The organism is Winogradskya consettensis (assembly GCF_018332715.1).
Classification (GTDB): domain Bacteria; phylum Actinomycetota; class Actinomycetes; order Mycobacteriales; family Micromonosporaceae; genus Actinoplanes; species Actinoplanes consettensis.
Genome location: NZ_BOQP01000050.1, coordinates 16882 through 35668, shown reverse-complemented (window position 1 = coordinate 35668; position 18787 = coordinate 16882). Strand labels below are relative to the sequence as shown.

12 protein-coding genes are annotated in these 18787 nt (G+C 70.7%); 10 read left to right on the top strand and 2 right to left on the bottom strand.

Annotated elements, in window-relative coordinates; genetic code table 11:
• Window positions 1-11 precede the first annotated feature (11 nt).
• Window positions 12-3026 carry a discoidin domain-containing protein gene (locus Aco04nite_RS39415; RefSeq protein WP_213002340.1) on the bottom strand — a complete coding sequence of 1005 codons (3015 nt, stop codon included), beginning with the start codon at window positions 3024-3026 and terminating at the stop codon, window positions 12-14.
• A 104-nt stretch (window positions 3027-3130) separates the two neighbouring features.
• Between Aco04nite_RS39415 and Aco04nite_RS39410 the strand changes: the two genes are divergently transcribed.
• Together Aco04nite_RS39410 and Aco04nite_RS39405 are read left to right on the top strand one after the other, a co-directional pair.
• Window positions 3131-4933: a multicopper oxidase family protein gene (locus Aco04nite_RS39410; RefSeq protein WP_213002339.1), complete on the top strand. Its 1803-nt coding sequence runs from the start codon at window positions 3131-3133 to the stop codon at window positions 4931-4933.
• Window positions 4934-5154: 221 nt separating this feature from the next.
• Entirely contained in the window at window positions 5155-6792 is a 1638-nt protein-coding gene (locus Aco04nite_RS39405) for a hypothetical protein (protein WP_213002338.1), read from the top strand.
• 155 nt (window positions 6793-6947) lie between these two features.
• On the opposite strand, the gene Aco04nite_RS39400 is transcribed toward Aco04nite_RS39405, so the two are convergent.
• Window positions 6948-7493, bottom strand: coding sequence for a TetR/AcrR family transcriptional regulator (locus Aco04nite_RS39400; protein ID WP_213002337.1), 546 nt, complete (start codon window positions 7491-7493; stop codon window positions 6948-6950).
• 86 nt (window positions 7494-7579) lie between these two features.
• Between Aco04nite_RS39400 and Aco04nite_RS39395 the strand changes: the two genes are divergently transcribed.
• The 8 genes from Aco04nite_RS39395 (at window position 7580) to Aco04nite_RS49970 (ending at window position 18742) form a co-directional block, all read left to right on the top strand.
• A complete protein-coding gene (locus tag Aco04nite_RS39395; protein WP_213002336.1) occupies window positions 7580-7996 on the top strand; it encodes a nuclear transport factor 2 family protein in 417 nt (138 codons plus the stop codon).
• Window positions 7993-8820: an NAD(P)H-binding protein gene (locus Aco04nite_RS39390; RefSeq protein WP_213002335.1), complete on the top strand. Its 828-nt coding sequence runs from the start codon at window positions 7993-7995 to the stop codon at window positions 8818-8820. The genes Aco04nite_RS39395 and Aco04nite_RS39390 overlap by 4 nt, the downstream gene beginning before the upstream one ends.
• 103 nt (window positions 8821-8923) lie before the next feature.
• Entirely contained in the window at window positions 8924-12217 is a 3294-nt protein-coding gene (locus Aco04nite_RS39385; protein WP_213002334.1) for an AfsR/SARP family transcriptional regulator, read from the top strand.
• A gap of 258 nt (window positions 12218-12475) precedes the next feature.
• On the top strand, window positions 12476-13654 hold the full coding sequence (locus tag Aco04nite_RS39380; RefSeq protein ID WP_244876640.1) for an acyl-CoA dehydrogenase family protein: 1179 nt from the start codon (window positions 12476-12478) through the stop codon (window positions 13652-13654).
• 49 nt (window positions 13655-13703) lie between these two features.
• Window positions 13704-15137 carry a flavin monoamine oxidase family protein gene (locus Aco04nite_RS39375; protein WP_213002332.1) on the top strand — a complete coding sequence of 478 codons (1434 nt, stop codon included), beginning with the start codon at window positions 13704-13706 and terminating at the stop codon, window positions 15135-15137.
• Between the two features lie 206 nt (window positions 15138-15343).
• Window positions 15344-16090 (top strand): SDR family oxidoreductase, encoded by a 747-nt coding sequence (locus Aco04nite_RS39370; RefSeq protein ID WP_213002331.1) that lies wholly within the window; start codon window positions 15344-15346, stop codon window positions 16088-16090.
• A 129-nt stretch (window positions 16091-16219) separates the two neighbouring features.
• Window positions 16220-16534, top strand: a complete 315-nt coding sequence (locus Aco04nite_RS39365) for a winged helix-turn-helix transcriptional regulator (protein WP_213002330.1) — start codon at window positions 16220-16222, stop codon at window positions 16532-16534.
• Between the two features lie 414 nt (window positions 16535-16948).
• Window positions 16949-18742 (top strand): acetyl/propionyl/methylcrotonyl-CoA carboxylase subunit alpha, encoded by a 1794-nt coding sequence (locus Aco04nite_RS49970; RefSeq protein ID WP_213002329.1) that lies wholly within the window; start codon window positions 16949-16951, stop codon window positions 18740-18742.
• Window positions 18743-18787 lie beyond the last annotated feature (45 nt).

The window sequence follows — 18787 nt, the reverse complement described above, 5'->3', positions numbered from 1 at the left end:
CTCCCGCGGCGTCAGAACACCTCCAGGACAGCCAGTTCCGCATTGCCCGTACGCCAGCGCGGCACCGCCACCGCCACGTACCGCGCCTCCGTCCGGACAGCAAGGTCATCGTTCCGGGTCGGGCGCGGGATCCGGACCAGATCGGCGTACTGCGTCCCGTCCGTCGACGACTGCACCACCACCGGCACCCGCGGGCCGCTCGACCAGGCGAGCCGCAGGCGCGTGAGGCTGCGTACCGTGCCGAGGTCGACGACCATCCGCCCGGCGGGACCGGGACGCCAGGCCGTGGCGGGGTCGCCGTCGACGGCCCGGGCGGGTGCACCCATGCCCTCGGGCAGCGGCGAGGTGGGGAATGTCATGCGGCCGCGCGCCAGATCAGCCGCCGGAGTGACCGGTCCACCGGGGACGGTCAGCGAACGGCTACGCCCGCGCGGCAGGTCGACGCGCGCCGACCAGTGCCCGGCGCGCACGGTGATCCCCACCCGTTCACCCGGCGGGGCAGTGACGGTGACGTGATGCGAGTCGGTGACCTCGAACCGGGTCCCTGCCGGCGACCGGCCGTCGACGGTGAAGCGAGGCGCTTCGACAACGGCCGATCCGGCGGCGAGCGAGGCGAACCAGTCGAGGCCGTCGCCGACGGCGATCTGGACTCCCCGGTAGAGCCGCCGCGCCGACGGCAGGCCGATCGGTGCGCCGGTCACGGCAACGGCCGTGAGGTTGAAGACGCTCAGGAAGCCGTCGACGTCGTCGGCGCGCAGGCCGGACGGCGCGGTCACCGCCGGTCGGGCGGCGATGCGGGCCAGCCCGGACAGGTCGCCGGCGTAGCCTTCCAGCAACGTCGGTGCGGCGGGGCCGGGTGCCGCCACGACGCTGGTCGCGGTGACAGCGATCGCGCGTGCCGGGTCGCGGTTGACGATTCCGGCGCGGCCGTCGATGTCGATCCAGCCACCTTCGACCGTACGCGTATCAGGCACCGCAACCGCATCGGCCCAGCTGTCCCCGTCCACGGAGGTCTGCACCACGTATGCGCCGGCGTACGCGGCCTCCCAGGACAGTCGCACCCCGGAAACGACCTGGTCAGCACCCAGATCGACGGCGAGCCAGCTGTCCGCGCGGGCACGTTCCTCCCGCGCGACCGCCCAGCGGGTCAGCTCGTTGCCGTCGACGGCGTGCGCGGCGGGATGGGCCGGGTCCTGCGACGAGGCGGTCGGCGTCGCCTGCCGGGCCAGGTCCGTTCCGGCCTGGTCGAGCACCGCGAACGTCCACAGCGAGTAGCCGTACTGGGTGGCGGGCCGCCGTCCGAGCATCCGCACGAAACGCGCGCTCCGGGCAGGGAAGGACACTTCCTGCGTACCGCCGATGCTCTGGGGTGCAAGCGTGACCGTCCCCTGCGCGCCGGTGAACGTCCTGGTCCCGGTGAGACCGGGGACACCGGGCATGGACAGCGCGAAGAGGGTCAACGAGCCCTCGTCCGGGCCGACGCCGGTGGACGCGTACACGACGCTGCCGGTCGGCAGGGTCACGAAACCGGCGTAGCCGGAGTTGACCGCGAGAACCGTCGCGGTCGCGTCGAAACTGTCCCGGATGGTCTCGTACGCGGTGCTCGATCGCGCCGTTGCCGTGGCCCCGGCGGGCAGGAACCCCGGGCCGCGGGTGTCGATCAGCCAGTGGTCGTGACGCGGCTGCCAGAGGAAGCGGACGAAGCCGGGCTTGGTCACCGCCGCCGCGAATCCGTCCTCGGCCTGCTGCGCGGTCAGGCCGACGTCCGCCCCGAAGTCGCGCGTACCGGCCGCCCGCCGGAAGAACTCCCGTGCCGGTAAGGGTGCGACGGGCCGGCCCCGATGCCGGTGGAACAGGTAGGCGATCGCCAGCTCGGCGCGTGCCTCCGGCTCGTACTTGTCCTCGCCGCTGAACTTGGTGAGCTGGTACTGCGGAGCGTAGGTGAGGTAGGGCATCATCCGGGCGGCCAGATCGGCCTCCGCGCGGGCCGCGTCCCGGTCACCCTGGACCTGGGCGAGGAACGCGAGCGGGAGGATGTCCCGCCCATACAGGTGATAGCGGTCCGCCACCATCGGCATCACCGGTTCACCGGCGTCCGTGGCGAGCAGCCGCAACGTACGCCAGAGTTGCTCGCCGTTCGGCTGATGTGTCAGCACTTGCGGCAACGGGCGCCCGGCGACGAGGAAATGGATCGCCGCCCGGCCCGCGGTGCGCCACAGTTCCGCCTGGTAGTGGGGGTTGGCCGAGCCGTGGTTCTCCACGATGAACGTGTCGTACAGGTTGCCGGCCGTGTTGTCGCTGACCCGCCGGCCGTCGACCAGCGCCGGGTTCGCCGCGTCGGCCGCCGGCAGGCCACTGGCGTTCATCGCCCACAGGTCGAAGCGCTCACGCCACGCCGGGTCGCCGGTCCACGCGACCCCGGGGGCGAGCGCCTGGGCGTAGACACCCATCTCCTCCAGCTTGGTGTCACCGATCCGGCCGCCGGTCGTGCCGTGCGGTGTCCAGTCGCCGCTGAGCGGGTCGTCGGCGGTGCCCAGCCCGTACGCGTATGCGGCCTGCCCCTCGGCGATGGCCGTGACGTTGCTCCGGGTCGCGTCGTCGAGGTCGTCCCAGAGGATGCGCGCCGCCAGTACGAAGTAGAGCTCGAAGGTGGAGTCCCAGAACAGCCGTCGCCCCCACTCGGTGCCGCCGGCCAGCACGTTCGTGGCAGCGAACCGCCGGATCGTCGCCAGCGTCCGGGACCGCAGCGTCTCCCGATCGACCCCGGCGAGCTCCGCGTCGTAGCCCTCGACGCCGAGCAGCACGGCGTTGCCGAGAACGGCCGCGAACCGGAAGTCCGCAGCCCGATACGCGCCGATGGCCGCATCCCACTGCTGCTCGACCCAGCGGGTGTGCACGTGCAGCAGCTCGCGATAGATGTCCGCCACGGCGTCCCTGGCCTGCACCGGCCAGGGCGGATCCGGTGTGACCAGAGTGGCGCCCGCGATGCCGGGCAGAGCGAGGAACCCGCGACGAGAGATCGACATGTCTCCACCTTGCGCCCGGCCGGAGCGGTCGTCAAAGCCCGTCGCCGATAGGTAGGTGATTTGTGCCGACGCGGACGGGCGTCGTCCGGCCGCATCGTGGTGCGATGTTCGGAACCTTGATTCTCGTCGATGCGGTGCTGGCTGTGCTGGTGCTGCTCGCTGCTCCCGTGGCGGGCGTACGCCGGTCGGCTCGTTGGCTCTACCTGCTTGCGGCCCTGGTCGCCGCGCGTCTGGTCGTGGTCTGTGTGCTCGCGACCGGCGGCTGGATCCTTGCCGACTCGCGACTGATCGCGCAGGTTCCGCTGGCGGTCCTGCCGGTGGCGTGGGCCGTGTGGCGGCCGGGCCGGGCCGCCGTCCACGTCGCGGTGGCCGGTGCGCTGCTGTCCGTCTGGTGGCTGCTCGTGCCGTTCGCGCCGGGCGACGCGACCCTGGTGCTTGCCGGGTCGCTGGCTTCGCTGGCCCTGGTCGCCGGCGTGTCGCTGGGTGTCACCCGCTGGCGTACCGGAGGAACCCGGGTCGCCCGGATGCCGTGGCTGGCCGCTGTCGCACTGCTGATCCCGGCCGTCACGCTCGGGGTCGCAGCGCGGGCGAACGCCGCCGCGGAGAGCCACGACCACTCCGCACCGGCGCCGCTCAGCGTCGACCAGCTCACCGGCCCGAGGGACCAGACCCCCGACGTGCGGGTCACGCTGACCGCTGCACGCGGCACGGTACGGCTGACTTCCGGGCGTACGGTCGAAGCGCTGACTTTCAACGGCATGTCCCCGGGCCCCGAGATCCGGGCCGTGCAGGGGCAGCTGATCGAGGTCACGCTCGTCAACACCGACGTCGCCGAGGGCGTCACCCTGCACTGGCACGGCGTCGACGTGCCCAACGCGGAGGACGGCGTTCCCGGGGTGACGCAGGACGCGGTTCTGCCCGGGCAACGGCACGTCTACCGGTTCGTGCCCACCCGGGCCGGCACGTTCTGGTACCACACGCATCAGGACGGCGCGCTCAACGTGCAGAAGGGCCTGTTCGGGGCCCTGATCGTCGACGGGGCCACCGCGTTCGACGGGTACGAGCGCACGGTGTTCACCCACTCCTGGTCCGAAGGGCTTCCCGCATTCGACCGCGCCGACACACCCGGACGGGCGGCCGTCACGGACCGCGAAGTGCTGCTGCGACTGATCAACAGCTCCGAACGGCCGCAGCGCGTACGCGTCGACGGGGTTGCTTTCCGGGTCGCTGCCCTCGACGGCAACACCATCGACGGGGGCGGGGCCGTCCCGTCAGGGACCGCACTGCTGATCGCCGCCGGCGGCCGGTACGACGTGACGTTCACGATGCCGGCCAGCCCGGTGACCGTCGCGCTGGACGGGAACCCCGACGTGTCGCTCACCCTGAGCCCCGACGGCAGTGCGGGTCCGGTCGCGCCGCGCGGCGGGGCACTGTTCGACCGGCTCGGGTACGGCACCGGCGCGGCTCCGTCCATCGGCGTTTACCAGCGCGAATACGATCTGCGGCTCGACGACGGGTTCGGGTTCAGCCAGGGCCGGTTCTCCTACGTCACCAGCCTGATCAACGGTCGCCTGTACCCGGCCGTACCGTCCCTCACCGTCACCCGCGGCGATCGGGTCAAGGTCCGCATCGCCAACCGCGGCATGTCCGACCACCCGTTCCACCTGCACGGCCACCGCGTCCGCGTGCTGTCCCGAAACGGCGACCCCGTCACCGGCAGTCCGTGGTGGACGGACACCCTCAACGTCGGCTCCGGTGAGGTGTACGAACTCGCATTCGTCGCCGACAACCCCGGCATCTGGATGGACCACTGTCACAACTTCCGCCACGGCGCCAACGGCATGATCCTCCACGTCGCGTACACCGGCGTCACCACGCCGTACTCCTCCGAGGACGCCCCCGAATGACCCACTCGGGTGAGGCGGCCGGCCCGCAGCTGGGGGCTATCCGAATGCGATGTCGCTCTGGGTGACGAGCCCGCTGTGTCGCCGTTGTAATCTTGGAATCACCGGGTCAGGCTCCACGGCTCTCGATCGTCGTTGGTTGCATCGTGACCACCTCGTATCCACGGCCGCGTCGGCAGCATGGTGCCGCCTTTTGCGCGTACCTATCGCTGGGTCTGTTCGTGATGGCGCGTTTCGTGGTGGATCCGGATGGCGTGATCACGACGCAGGTGCCCGGGGATCAGACGTGGTTCCAATGGTTGCTGGTCCACGCCGAATACAGCGTGCGGCATTTCAGCGATCCCTTTTTCAGTACGCGGCAGAATGCCCCGGACGGCGTGAACATGATGGCGAATACGTCGGTGCTGGGTGTGACGGTTCCGCTCGTACCGCTGACGGCGTGGTTCGGTCCCCGGGTCGTTTACGTGGTGTGGATGGTGGGGGCGCTGGCGGGCACGGCTGCGACTGCGTACTGGGTGCTGCAGCGTCATCTTGTGCGGTCGCGGCCGGCGGCGTTCGTCGGGGGACTGTTCGCCGGCTTCGCGCCCGGAGTCGTTCATCATGCCAATGGGCAGCCCAATCACGTCTCGAACTTTCTCATTCCGCTGATCGTCGCGCGGGTTCTGCGGCTTGGCGGGTGCGGGCGGTGGGTGCGGGACGGTCTGCTACTTGCTGGGCTGGTTACGTGGCAGGTGTTCATCAACGAGGAGACTCTGCTGATCGCTGCCTTGGCGTGCGGGGTGGCGATGATCGCGTATGTCGTGGCGGAGCCTCGGCGGGTACGTGAGCGTGGCGCGCGGTTCCTTGGTGCGCTGACCGTTACCGGGGTCGTGACCGGTGCGCTGTGTGCGTACCCGCTGTGGTTCCAATTCGTTGGGCCTCTTACTTTCACGGGGGTGCCGCTGTTCGCGACCTGGGGTGAGGATCCGGCGGCATGGCTGGCCTTCGCCCGGGACACGATCGGCGGGGGCGATGACGCCGTGGACCGTACGCTGGGTATCACGGAGCAGAACGGCTGGTTCGGGTGGCCGCTCGTGCTCCTGACGCCGGTGCTGGCTGCGATGTTGCGGCGGACCACCGCCGGGCTGGTGGCCGGGATGACCGGGGTGGTGTTCGCGCTGGCGTCGCTGGGGCCGGTGATCCGCTTCGCCGGGCAGGAGACCGCGTGGCCGGGGCCATTGTTCTTCGTCACCGCTGAGACCCCGTTGCTGAACCTGATGACGCCGGGCCGGTTCGCGTACGCGGTGGTCGGGTGTGTCGCTGTCCTGTTGGCTCTGGGCTGGGATCGGCTTCGTGTGCCGCGTCCTGGGTTGTGGCGGCTGGCGATCGTGGCGGCGTTGTATCCGTTGCTGCCGACTCCGCTGCTGGCTCAGGTGGACTCGCCGCCGCCGGTGTTCATCTCTTCGGGGGCGTGGCGGCCGTACGTTCGGCCGGGCCACACGATGGTTCCGGTTCCGTTGCCCAGCGGGTGGAGCGGGCGGGACACGCTGAGCTGGAGTGCGGCGACGGGGCAGGAGTTCGCGGTCCCGGAGGGCTACTTCCTGGGCCCGTCCGACAGCGGGGAGGCGCAGCTGGGCGCGTCCGGTAGCCGGCTGTCCTACCTGGTCTGGCGTGCCTTGTCCGACGGCCGGGCACCGGAGATCACCGCCGACGACGTCGCGGTGATCGACCGGGAGATCCAGCGCTGGAACGGCTCAGTCGTGGTGATGCGTGCGGGGTACGAGCCACTGCGCGAGCTTCTCGACTCGGTTCTCGGCTCGGGCAATGCGGTGCAGGACGTGTGGTTGTGGGATCTGCGCGCAGTGGAGAGCGGTCGATCGTGAGGATCGGGATGGCTGGCGGGGCCCCGCCTCGACGTCCGTGCGGACGATCGGGTCAGGCCTGCCAGCCCCCGCGGGCGACCTTCCAGGACGGGGACCGGGCTGACCGACATCCCGGTCGACGTTCGCCGTGGCAGGGAGATCATCGGCCTGAGCGACTACCTGACGTCATGAAGCACGCTCCGCACCAGGTCCCGCAGTCCGGCGTGGACGTCTGTCTCCGGATGGCCGCGCAGGTGTTCCACCAGGTCACTGCGTACCGCGGCGAGTAGGGCGTGTGCCAGGAAGTCGGCGGGTGCGTCCGGCCGCGCGATGGTGATGAGCCTGGCGAGTTCTGCGTGCCATCGGTCGTAGCCCGCATTGGCGTACGGGCTGCCGTGCCCCGCTCGCTCGAATGCCAGCCCGAGCACCCGGTGGCGCTCCTTGAACTGCCATGTCCCGGTCAGCAGTTCCAGGGCGAGCTCCGCGGGATCCCCGTCGTCGCCGGCCGGCCGCGTGGCGAACTCGTGCGCTGACCGCTCCTCGTAGAGCGCCCGCATCAGCCCGAGCCGGTCGCCGAAGCCCCGGAACAGCGTGCCTTTGCCTACCCCGGCAGCCGCGGCGACGGCATCCATGGACACCTCGTCGGGGTCGTTCGCGGCGTCGAACAACCGCCCCGCCGCGGCCAGCACGATTTCCCGGTTGCGTGCCTTGTCGGACCGCACGGCATTGCCCCCTCATCGAAACGGACCGGTAGTCCGCTACAGTGAAAGCGGACCGGCAGTCCGCAGTCTAACTTCCAGGAGGAACCATGTCCGACAGCCCTACGCACGTGCTGCGGCGCGCGCTCGACCACCTGCTCGCCCACGATATGGCGGCGTTCATCGAGCTCTATGCGGAAGATGCCGTCATGGAATTCCCGTTCGCCCCGCCAGGCAGGCCGCAGCGCCTGGACGGACGGCCCGAGGTCGAGGCGTACCTCGCCAGCTACACCGATCTGCTCGACATCCAGCGCATTGACGACGTCGAGGTGCACGAGACCACCGACCCGGCCGTCATCATCGGGGAGTTCGCCGCCAGTGGGCTGGTCGTCGCGACAGGCGAGCCCTACACCGCGCGTTACATCGCCGTCCTGACAATTGTCGACGGCCGCATCCGGCGTTACCGGGATTACTGGAACCCCCTCGCCCTGGGGGACATCCCGGTGGGAACAGGTGTGGCGGCATGACCGTGCTGGTCCTCGGTGCGAGCGGCACCACCGGCAGCCGGCTCGTGCGGCAACTGCTCGAGCACGATATTTCCGTACGCCGTGCCGGCCGCTCGCCGTCCGCCCCATCCGTTCACGGTCGTGGAGCGGGAGCTGTGGCCGACGTCCGCTTCGACTGGACCGACCCGGCCACGTTCGCCCCGGCGGTCCGCGACGTCCATGCGGTCTACGTGGTTGCGCCGCCCGGTGTGGCCGACCCGGAACCGATCATGATCCCGTTCCTGGTGGAGGCCCAGCGTGCCGGTGTGCAGCGGGTCGCCCTGCTCAGCTCGTCGGCGATTCCGGTGGGTGGCATCGGTGCCCGGCTGGCGGACTTCGTGCCCGGCTGGACGATTCTGCGCCCGACGTGGTTCGCCAGCAACTTCACCGGCGACCACCTGCACGCCCGGTCCGCGCGCGCCGATGGAGAGATCGTCAGCGCTACCGAGGACGGCCGGGTGCCGTTCATCGACCCGGATGACATAGCCGCCGTTGCCCGGCATGTCCTCGCCGGGCCCGAAGCGCCCTGCGGCGATCTTGTCCTCACCGGCCCCGAGCCGCTGACCTTCGACGACGTCGCGGCCCAGCTCAGTGCGCACACCGGCCGGACCGTCCGCCACCGGCGGATCTCCGTCACGGATCTGTCCGCCCGACTTCGGGGGGACGGCATTCCGGGGGCGTTCGCGGACCTGCTCGCCGGTATGGACGCCGCGATCGCGCAGGGGGCCGAGGACCGGACGACAAGCGTGGTCGAGGAGATCACCGGCCGGCCGGCGCGCTCGTTCCGGAGCTTCCTGAGCCGCTGAAGCAGGCCAGGACAGCACTGGGCCGTACGTGATGGCGGCCACGATCGCCGGATCGTCGTGCCGTCGGGTGATCGGGCGAGCGCACGGGGCTATGTTTGGGGTCATGCACTTCGGCATGCTCGGGTCACTGGCGGCGTGGACGTCTGCGGGTCACCTCGTCGAGGTTGCGCAGCCGAAGGTCAGGGGTCTGCTGGCCGCGCTGCTGCTGGCCGGCGGTCGTGTCGTGTCGATCGATCGGCTGGCCGACGAGCTGTGGGGTGCACGCCTCCCGGCGAATCCCGACCGGGCGTTGCACACCAAGGTCTGGCAGCTCCGCCAGGCACTGGAGAAAGCGGAGCCGGGCGCCGGGGTGCTCGTCGTGGCTCGCCGGCCCGGCTATCTTCTCGCCGCCGAGCCGGACATGGTGGACGCACATCGCTTCGCGGTGCTCAGGGAGTCGGCGCGGCGCAGTGCTGACCCGCGGGAGCGGGCCACGCTGCTGACCGAGGCGCTCGGGCTGTGGCGTGGTGACGTGCTCGGCGACTTCGCCGACCGGGACTTCGCTGCCGCCGTGGTCACCCGGCTCGAGGAGCAGCGGCTCGACGCCGTCGAGAGCCGCGCCGAGGCGCTGCTGGAGCTCGGCGAGCACGCCGAGCTCACCGGAGAGCTCGCGGAGATCGTCCATCGCCATCCGCTGCGGGAACGCCTGCGCGGGGCGTACATCCGGGCGTTGTACCGCAGCGGCCGGCAGAGCGAGGCGCTGCGGAACTTCGACGAGCTGCGGGTCCTGCTCGCCGAGCAGCTCGGCGTGGACCCCGGCCCGGAGCTCGACGCCTTACGCCAGGCGATCCTCGAGCAGCGTCCGGAGCTCTCCCCGGCCACCCCGGCCTCCCTGGCGGTCCCCTCCGTGGCCAGGCCCCGGACCAACCTGCCCGCCCAGCTCACCGAGCTGATCGGCCGTGACCGGGCCGGGGAGCAGGTGCGGGGTCTGCTGGCCAGCAGCAGGCTCGTGACGCTGGGCGGGATCGGCGGGGTCGGCAAGACCAGGCTGGCGCTGGCTGTCGCGGCGGCAGTGGCGCCCGCGTACGCCGACGGCGTCTGGCTCGTCGAACTCGGCCGGCTGGGACCTGCCTCGCCGTCGGAGGCCCCCGACGGCAGCGTGGTCGAGCTGGTCGCGCAGGTTCTGGGCGTACGGGACGCGCTGAGCACTCCGGACCTGCCACCGGAGCCGCGCCACGCCGGCAGGGAGGGGCTCGCGGGCCGATTGGTGGACGCGGTGCACGCCAAGCGGATGCTGCTGGTGCTGGACAACTGCGAGCACGTGGTGTGGCCCGCTGCGCAGCTGGCCGAGATGCTGCTCAAGGCCGCACCGGAGCTGCACATCCTGGCCACCAGCCGCGAACCGCTCGGGGTGACCGGTGAGCGCATGTTCCCGCTTGCCCCGCTCGACCTGCCGGCCGCCGGCACGCCGGTCGACGCCGCCACCCTGGCGCGGTCCAGTGCGGTGGCGCTGTTCGTGGCCCGGACGTCCGAAGTGGTGCCCGGGTTCACCCTCGACGACAGCAAGGCCGCGGCGGTACACACCATCTGCAGCCGTCTCGACGGCATCCCCTTCGCGCTCGAACTCGCCGCCACCCGCGTGCGAACGCTCGGGGTGCAGGAGGTCGCGGACCGCCTCGACGACCGGTTCCGGCTGCTCACGACCGGTGCGCGGGACGCGCCGCGTCGGCACCAGACGTTGCGCGCCACCATAGATTGGAGCTGGGACCTGCTCAGCGATGCGGAGCGGGTGATCCTGCGCCGGGTGTCGGTGACCCGCGGTGGCTGCAGCCTGGCGGCGATCGAGAGCATCTGCGCCGATGAGCAGGTGGATCACGACGACGTCGTCGACATCGTGGCCCGGCTGGTGGACCGATCACTGATAGCGATGACCGACGGGCCCGCCGGTGCCCGCTATCACCTGCTGGAATCGGTCCACGCGTACAGCGCCGAACGGCTCGCCGAAGCCGGGGAGACCGTGTCGATCCAGCGCCAGCATCTGCGGTACTTCGTGGACTTCGCCGAACGTGCGCACGGGTTCCTGCACGGTCCGCAGCAGCAGGACTGGCTCGCGCGCCTCGACGCGGAGCTGGCCAACATGCGCTGTGGACTGGAGTACGCCGTCCAGCTGGGCGCTGCCACATCGGCGTTGCGACTGGTCAACGCGTCCGCGTGGTATTGGTTCCTGCGGGGACGCCTCGGTGAGGCCAACCGCGCCATCGCCGCCGCCCTGGCGATCGAGCCCGGCACCACCAGCGTCGAGCGGGTGCGGGCCACGGCGTGGTACGCGGGCTTCGCCCTGCGCGCCGGGGATCGCTCTTATTCGCTGGCCCGGTGCGAGGCGGCGCTGCGCGAGTTCGAGACGGTGGACGACGCACCGGGTGCTGCGCTGGCGTCCTGGTTCCTGGGTTACGCCCAGACGGGATTCGGGGAACACCCCGCCAGCGCCGAGCTGGCCAATCGTAGTCTCGCCGAGTTCACCCGCCGTGGCGACCGGTGGGGGATGGCGGTGGCCCTGGGCACACTGGCCACCCTCGCGGTGCTGCAGGGTGATCTCGCCGCAGTGGAGAGCCACGGCAAGCGCAGCGTCGCCCTGTTCGAGGCGCTGGGGGACGGCTGGGGTCTGCTGCACGCCACCGGCCCGCTCGCGCAGCTCGCCGAAGCCCGCGGCGACTACGAGCGGGCGGCTGACCTGCACCGCGCTGGGCTGCTCCGCGCCCAGCAGGGCGGACTGTGGACCGAGGTCTCGGTGAAGCTGTCCGGGCTCGGGAGGATCGCGTTGCTGACCGGCGACTACGTTTGTGCGGGTGAACTGCACGCCGACGCCGCCCGGCTCGCCGCGGACCTCGGCTACACGTTCGGGGTGCAGTTCGCGGAGGTCGGGCTCGCCCTCGGGTTCCGGCGCCAGGGCGATCTGGACGCTGCCGAGCCGTACCTGTGGAAGTGGCTGGAATGGTGTCGGCGCCTCGAGGGGAACATCGGGTCGGCACTGATCCTCGCCGAACTCGGTTTTCTCGCGGAGCTCCGCGACGATGCGGAGACGGCGACGCGGCTGCACGACGAAGGGTTCGCGGCCGCCACCAGCTCCGGAGACCCCCGGGCGATCGCCCTGGCCCTGGAGGGCTCCGCCGGCGCCCAGAGCATCGCCGGTAACCCCCAGCATGCCGCGCTGCTGCTCGGTGCCGCGGCGAGCCTGCGCGACTCGGTGGGTGCGACCCTGCCCGCGGGCGAACGCGGCGACGTCGACCGGATCTCCGCGAGAACCGCTGCCGCTCTCGGCGCGCGTGACCACGACCGGGCGTACACCCGCGGTCGTGGCCTCGACCCCGATGCGGCCCGCCGCCTGACCCGGCTGGCGCCCACGGTCACATCGCGCTGATCTGCCCGGACGACCTCACCGAGATCTCACCGGATTCTCACGCGACGGTCATCGCCACCAAGTGAGCGCGCGATGACCGTTGCCCTCCCGGTGCTGCGCTATATCTGTTCCCAGAGATGCGGCGCCGCGGTTCTTCAATTGCTCCTCCGGGCCGCTCTCGGCACTGCTGAAACGCAGACGTGCGATGCCGGTCATCGATGCCCGGCCGGCCGCACCTATCGGAAAGCTCAGCATTCACCGCATGGTGAAAGGGGAGTCGTGACCGTTATCGATGTTCAGAAGAGCGATGTTCTCGGGGCTGTCCGGGACATCGTCCCGGCGTTACGCGACAATGCGAGGGCCTCGGAGGAGAGGCGCTGGATCCTCGACGAGAACATTCAGATGCTGCAGGACGCGGGCGTGTTCCGGATCGCCACACCCGAGCGTTTCGGCGGTCTCGACCTGCCGCTGGCGAGCCAGGGCGAAGTGATCGCCGAGATCGCCCGCGGCTGCGGGTCCACCGGCTGGGCTGCCATGGTCTGGGTGTCCAATGCCTGGTGCGCCACCCTGTACCCGGACGAGGTCCAGAAGGAGGTCTTCACGACTCCGGACGTCCGGATCTCCGGTGGTTTCACGCCCTCGGGCCGGCTGGTCGCCACCGAGGGCGGATACGTCCTCAACGGATCATGGCGGTTCAACTCGGCGTGCCGCGGTTCCGCCTGGAATCTTGCCGCCGCGCTGCTGGAGGGTGCGGACGGCGAGGTGGAGGAGGTCGTCGCGCTGGTCCCGATGGACCAGTTCACCATTGCCGACGACTGGGACACCTTCGCCGCCAAGGGCACGGGTAGTTCCACCACGACCGCCAAGGACGTGTTCGTCCCCGCGCGCCGGGTCGTCACGTTCGAGCAGGCGCTCGTCGACAACGCACCCGGACGCGACCACGTCCACGACAGCCCTCGTCGCTACGGGCTGTTCCCCATCGTCATGGTCGAGTGCGCGGCTGCGTGCCTCGGCATCGCCCGTGGTGCTCTCGACGTGTTCCTGCAGCGGGTGCCGAACCGGCCGATCACGTACACCAACTGGACCGATCAGCGGCAGCACCCGCTGACCCAGATCCAGGTCGCCACCGCGGTCAACAAGATCGCAGCCGCGGAGGCGCTCATCGCGGTGTGGACCACCCGGGCGCAGGAGCGGGCCGACGCCGCCAGCGAACTGAGCGTCGAGGAACGCGCCTACCTGCGGGGGCAGACCGCCTACGCCATCAAACTCGCGCGGGAGGCGGTGGAGATCCTCTACGGCGCCAGCGGCGCGTCGGTGATCCAGCACAGCGTCGCGATCCAGCGGTCGTTCCGCGACATCGAGGGCTTCGGCCAGCACGCGCTGCTGCTCGCCGAGACCAACCTCGAGGTGCAGGGCCGGGTCCTGCTGGGGCTCGACCCCGACACCCCGTTCCTGTGAGCACCACCTTCGTACATCCCTTGTCTCGTCTATCAGGTTGAGGAAAGAAATGAGTCGACCCGACACCAGCGCCTCGGGGGAGCCGCGCGTCGGTACCAACATCGGCCGCCGTACCCTTCTCAAAGCCTTCGGCGCGACCGCCGTGGCCGGAGCCGCAGCGACGACGCTGGGTGCCCGCCCCGCTTCGGCGGAAACGTCCTACGACGTGATCGTGATCGGCGCCGGGTTCGCCGGCGTGACCGCGGCCCGCGAACTGCGTGCCGCCGGCCGGCGCCCGCTGATCCTGGAGGCCCGCAACCGCATCGGCGGCCGCACCTGGACCACCACGTTCGCCGGCAAGCAGATCGAGCTCGGCGGCCAGTGGCTGTACCCGACCCAGGTCAACGCCCAGGCCGAGCTGACCCGGTACGGCATCGACCTGGTCCCCGGGGAGATCGCCCCCAACCAGGCGTTCTACCCCACACCCGCCGGCCAGGCAGCGTTCGAGATCGGCGCCGCCACCACGCAGTTCAACGCGCTGATGTCCACGCTCTTCGCGGACTCCCGGCAGCTGTTCCCGAGGCCCTACGAACCGCTGTCGGCGCGCTCGGCCGTGTCCCAGGCCGACACGTTGTCGCTACGAACGAAGATCAACTCCCTGCCGATCACCGCGCAGGACAAGATGTGGCTGCTGAGCCTGGCCGCGTCCTACTCGGGCGGTTCCAGCGACCGCGGTGGGTTCACGTCCATGGCCCAGTGGTGGGCACTGGCCGGGCACACCCCGGCAGGCTGGGAGAGCCTGACCTCGTACCGCCCGGTCGGCGGCATGGTGGCCCTGCTCACCCGCATCCTGCTCGACGCCCAGGCGCAGTTGGTGCTCAACTCCCCGGTGACGAGGATCGTCGACAGCGGCAGCTCCGTGACCGTGACGACCACCACCGCGACCTACACCGCGCCGCGCGTCGTGGTCGCGGTGCCGGCGAACGTGTGGCGCACGATCTCCTTCTCACCCGGGCTGCCCGCCGCGCATGCCGCGGCGACCCAGGCCGGCCTGGGGGTCCCGAACGTCACCAAGATGTGGCTGCGGGTCAGCGGGCCGTCCGCGCAGGCGCTGACCAACGGGGCCGAGGGGGAGCAGATCTCGCTCATCCTGCCGCAGAACCAGTTGTCCAACGGCGACATCCTCGCGGTGGGCTTCAGCGAGAATCCCTCGCTGGACGTCACCAACCTCAGCCAGGTCCAGGCAGCGGCGCAGCGGGTGGCGCCGGGGATCCAGGTGAAGTCGGTCATCTCGCAGCCATGGGGCCGGGACCCGTACTCACTCGGTGCGTGGGGCATGCGGGGCCCGAACCAGTTGCTGCAGCAGCTGCCGGCTGTGCAGCAGCCGTCCGGCCGGCTCGCGTTCGCCACCGCCGACATCGCCTCCGGGTGGAACGGGGCGTTCATCGACGGCGCGATCGAGTCCGGGCGTACGGCGGCGCGACAGACCCTGGCCACGTCGTGACCTGAGGTCCGCACATCGGCCGGTGACGGCCGCAGGCCCGGCGAGGCGCCCGGCGGGGGACATCCCCCCGCCGGGCGCTTTCGTGTGCGGCGCTGACCTGCCTTCGTGAGGTTTTCGAGAGATTCCGGAGAGTTGTCCCGCCTAGCGTCGTTATCGGCTGCCACCCACGTGGTCAGGCTCCCGATCATCAAGCAGGAGGAAATACGTTGAGCAAGTTCGCTGGCAAGAAAGCGGTCGTCTCCGGCGGCACCCATGGCATGGGACTCGCCGTGGTGAAGGCTCTGCTCGACGGCGGCGCCGAGGTGCTGCTCACCGGCAGGGCCGGTGCCAACCTCGAGGCAGCGCGCAAGGAACTCGGTGACAACGCCCACGTCGTCGCGTGCGACGTGTCGAACCTGGCCGACATCCGCGCCCTGGCCGACACGGTGAAGCAGACGCTCGGCGAGGTCGATCTCGTTCACGTCAACGCCGGCTACGCCAAGCTGTTCCCGGCCTCGCTGGTCACCGAGGAGATGTACGACCAGACGTTCGACATCAACACCAAGGGCGCGTTCTTCACCGCGCAGCTGCTGGCGCCGCTGGTCCGCAAGGGCGGCGGCATCGTGTTCACCACGTCGATCGCCAACACGACGGGCACCGCCGGGATGAGCGTCTACGCCGGTGCCAAGGCCGCGGTCCGCTCGTTCGTCAAGGTGCTCGCCGCGGAGCTGCTGCCCGGCGGCATCCGGGTCAACGCGGTCAGCCCCGGGTTCATCGACACCCCGAGCATGGGCGTCGACGCGTCCACCGAGGAGCGCGAGCAGTTCCACAAGCTCGGTGACGAGCTGACCCCGATGAAGCGGCACGGAACCCCCGAGGAGGTCGCCGCCGCAGTGCTGTTCCTGGGCTTCGACGCCACGTTCACCACCGGCGAGGAACTCGTCGTCGACGGCGGTCTCGTCGTCATCGGCTGAGACCCGGTCCCGGGGTCTCAGAGCGATCGACCCGGTCTGCCGCATGCCGGTGGGCCGGGTTCTCCGTATGCGCCGCCGGTCGGCCCACGCCGCACGGCGCGAACTCCACCGATCAAGGAGGGTACGGCTATGCCGGTCCGGCAGTACGTGTGCGGCCTCGACGCCGCCGTGGACATCATCGGCGGTAAGTGGCGGGTGCTGATCGTCTGGGCACTGCAGGACCACAGCCTGCGTTTCGGTGAGCTGAAGCGGGCGGTCGGCGGGGTCAGCGAGAAGGTGCTCGTCGAACAGCTGCGTGATCTCGAAGCGAACGGCGTGGTGAGCCGCGAGGTCTACGACGAGGCGCGGCCGCGCGTCGAGTACTCGCTGACTCCGCTGGGTCATGACCTCAATCGGGCGCTCGTGCCGCTCGGTGCCTGGGGAAACGCCCGGCTGCGCCGCTGACCGGCCGGCGGTGTGCCGCTCATCGCCGATCCATCGGATGCTCACCGGGCGGACCGCCACGACGGATACCGCCGTGTTACCGGTGGGGTGCTGCACTATCTGCGGTCGTGGATCCGTACGCCGAAGGAGTCCTCCTTGTCCGTATCGAGTGTCGAAACGGTTGCCGGCCTGCGGATCGACCGCCGGGCCACGGCCGCGGAGATCGCCGCGCTGACGGTGGTCCTGGTGGCCGCGCGCCGTGCCGCCGCGGTGAATTCTCCTGGGTTCAGCGCGCCACGCCGTCGTGGCTGCGGTTGGGCTTGCCCGGGGCGCGCGACCGGAGCCTGTACGCGGGACGGCCGTTGCCGGGCGCCCGCATTGTCGTAGGCCGGCCCCCTCCGGTGGCCGGCGATCAGCTGAGCGAGGGGTGCAGAGATGCGAAAAGTACTGGTCGCCAATCGTGGTGAGATCGCGGTCCGGGTCATCCGTGCCTGCCGCGACGCGGGTCTCACCTCCGTGGCCGTGTATGCCCAACCGGACCGCGACGCACCACATGTGACACTGGCCGACGAGGCCTACGCCCTGGGCGGCACGACACCGGCGACCAGCTATCTGGATGCCGACGCGGTGCTGCGGGCGGCAGCCGGCTCCGGAGCCGACGCCGTCCATCCCGGCTACGGCTTCCTGTCCGAGAACGCCGGCTTCGCCCAGCGGGTGATCGACGCGGGCCTGACCTGGATCGGGCCGCCGCCGGCGGCGATCCGGGCGCTGGGCGACAAGGTTGCGGCACGGGCGATCGCCCGGCGTGCCGGTGCCCCGCTCGTCCCGGGTACCGCGGGCACCGTGGCGTCCGCCGCCGAGGTCACGGCGTTCGCGGTCGAGCACGGGCTGCCGATCGCGATCAAGGCGGCATTCGGCGGCGGGGGCAGGGGGATGAAGGTGGCCCGGACCCTGCAGGAGATCCCCGAGCTGTACGACTCGGCGACCCGGGAGTCCGTCGCGGCCTTCGGGCGGGGGGAGTGTTTCGTCGAGCGCTATCTCGACCGCCCCCGGCACGTCGAGACCCAGTGCCTCGCTGACCGGTACGGCAACGTGGTCGTGGTGTCCACCCGGGACTGTTCGTTGCAACGCCGGCATCAGAAGCTGGTGGAGGAGGCGCCCGCGCCCTTCCTGAGCGCGGCGCAGGTCGAGGAGCTGCGCCGCGCGTCGAAGGCGATCCTGCGTGAGGCCGGCTATGTCAGTGCGGGGACCTGCGAGTTCCTGATCGGTACGGACGGCACGATCTCGTTTCTCGAGGTGAACACGCGCTTGCAGGTCGAGCATCCGGTGACCGAGGAGGTGACCGGGATCGACCTCGTCCGGGAGATGTTCCGGATCGCCGACGGGGAGCCGCTCGGCTACGACGACCCGGTGCCCTCGGGCCACTCGATCGAGTTCCGGATCAACGGGGAGGATCCGGCGCGCGGGTTCCTGCCGGGGCCGGGCACCGTCACCGGGTTCGTCCCGCCCGCCGGACCCGGTGTGCGGGTGGATGCCGGGGTTCGGGCCGGCACCGTGGTCGGCCCGGCGTGGGACTCGCTGCTCGCCAAGTTGATCGTGACCGGGCGTACCCGCACCGAGGCGTTGCGCCGTGCGGCACGCGCGCTCGCCGAGTTCGAGGTCAGCGGCCTGGCGACGGTGCTGCCGTTTCACCGCGCCGTGGTCACCGATCCCGCGTTCGCCCCGGAGCTGAACGGGTCCACGGAACCGTTTACCGTGCACACCCGCTGGATCGAGACGGAGTTCGATCAGGTCCTCGTGCCGTTCGCCGCGACCGGTTCCGGCGTGGCCGACGCTTCGGAGGAGCCGTGGCAGGACATCGCGGTCGAGGTGGACGGCAGGCGTCTCACGGTATCCCTGAGTCCGGCCTTCGCAGGCCAGGTGTCGTCCGCGGTCGCCGCTCCAACGGTCGTCGCCCGCCGCCGGCCGGTGTCGCGGGCCGTGCGTGGCGGGCCCGACGTGACGGACGCGGCGTTGACGGCACCGATGACCGGCACGGTCGTCACCGTTCTCGCGGGGGAGGGCACGACGGTGCGGGCGGGGGATCCGGTGATCGTGCTGGAGGCGATGAAGATGGAGCAACCCGTCACTGCCCACCGCGCCGGTGTGGTGCGCGACGTCCGGGTCCGCGTGGGTGTGGCGGTCAACAACGGCGAAACATTGTGCAACATCGATGAAATATCGAAATAACATGATCATGTAAATGGCTGCATTCTCCACCTTTCCGGTGGGCTC

Coding starts and splice junctions, on each gene's coding strand:
- Aco04nite_RS39410 (WP_213002339.1), top strand. CDS start 3,131: ATGTTCGGAACCTTGATTCTCGTCGATGCGGTGCTGGCTGTGCTGGTG.
- Aco04nite_RS39365 (WP_213002330.1), top strand. CDS start 16,220: ATGCCGGTCCGGCAGTACGTGTGCGGCCTCGACGCCGCCGTGGACATC.
- Aco04nite_RS39405 (WP_213002338.1), top strand. CDS start 5,155: ATGGCGCGTTTCGTGGTGGATCCGGATGGCGTGATCACGACGCAGGTG.
- Aco04nite_RS39415 (WP_213002340.1), bottom strand. CDS start 3,026: ATGTCGATCTCTCGTCGCGGGTTCCTCGCTCTGCCCGGCATCGCGGGC.
- Aco04nite_RS39390 (WP_213002335.1), top strand. CDS start 7,993: ATGACCGTGCTGGTCCTCGGTGCGAGCGGCACCACCGGCAGCCGGCTC.
- Aco04nite_RS39395 (WP_213002336.1), top strand. CDS start 7,580: ATGTCCGACAGCCCTACGCACGTGCTGCGGCGCGCGCTCGACCACCTG.
- Aco04nite_RS39375 (WP_213002332.1), top strand. CDS start 13,704: ATGAGTCGACCCGACACCAGCGCCTCGGGGGAGCCGCGCGTCGGTACC.
- Aco04nite_RS49970 (WP_213002329.1), top strand. CDS start 16,949: ATGCGAAAAGTACTGGTCGCCAATCGTGGTGAGATCGCGGTCCGGGTC.
- Aco04nite_RS39385 (WP_213002334.1), top strand. CDS start 8,924: ATGCACTTCGGCATGCTCGGGTCACTGGCGGCGTGGACGTCTGCGGGT.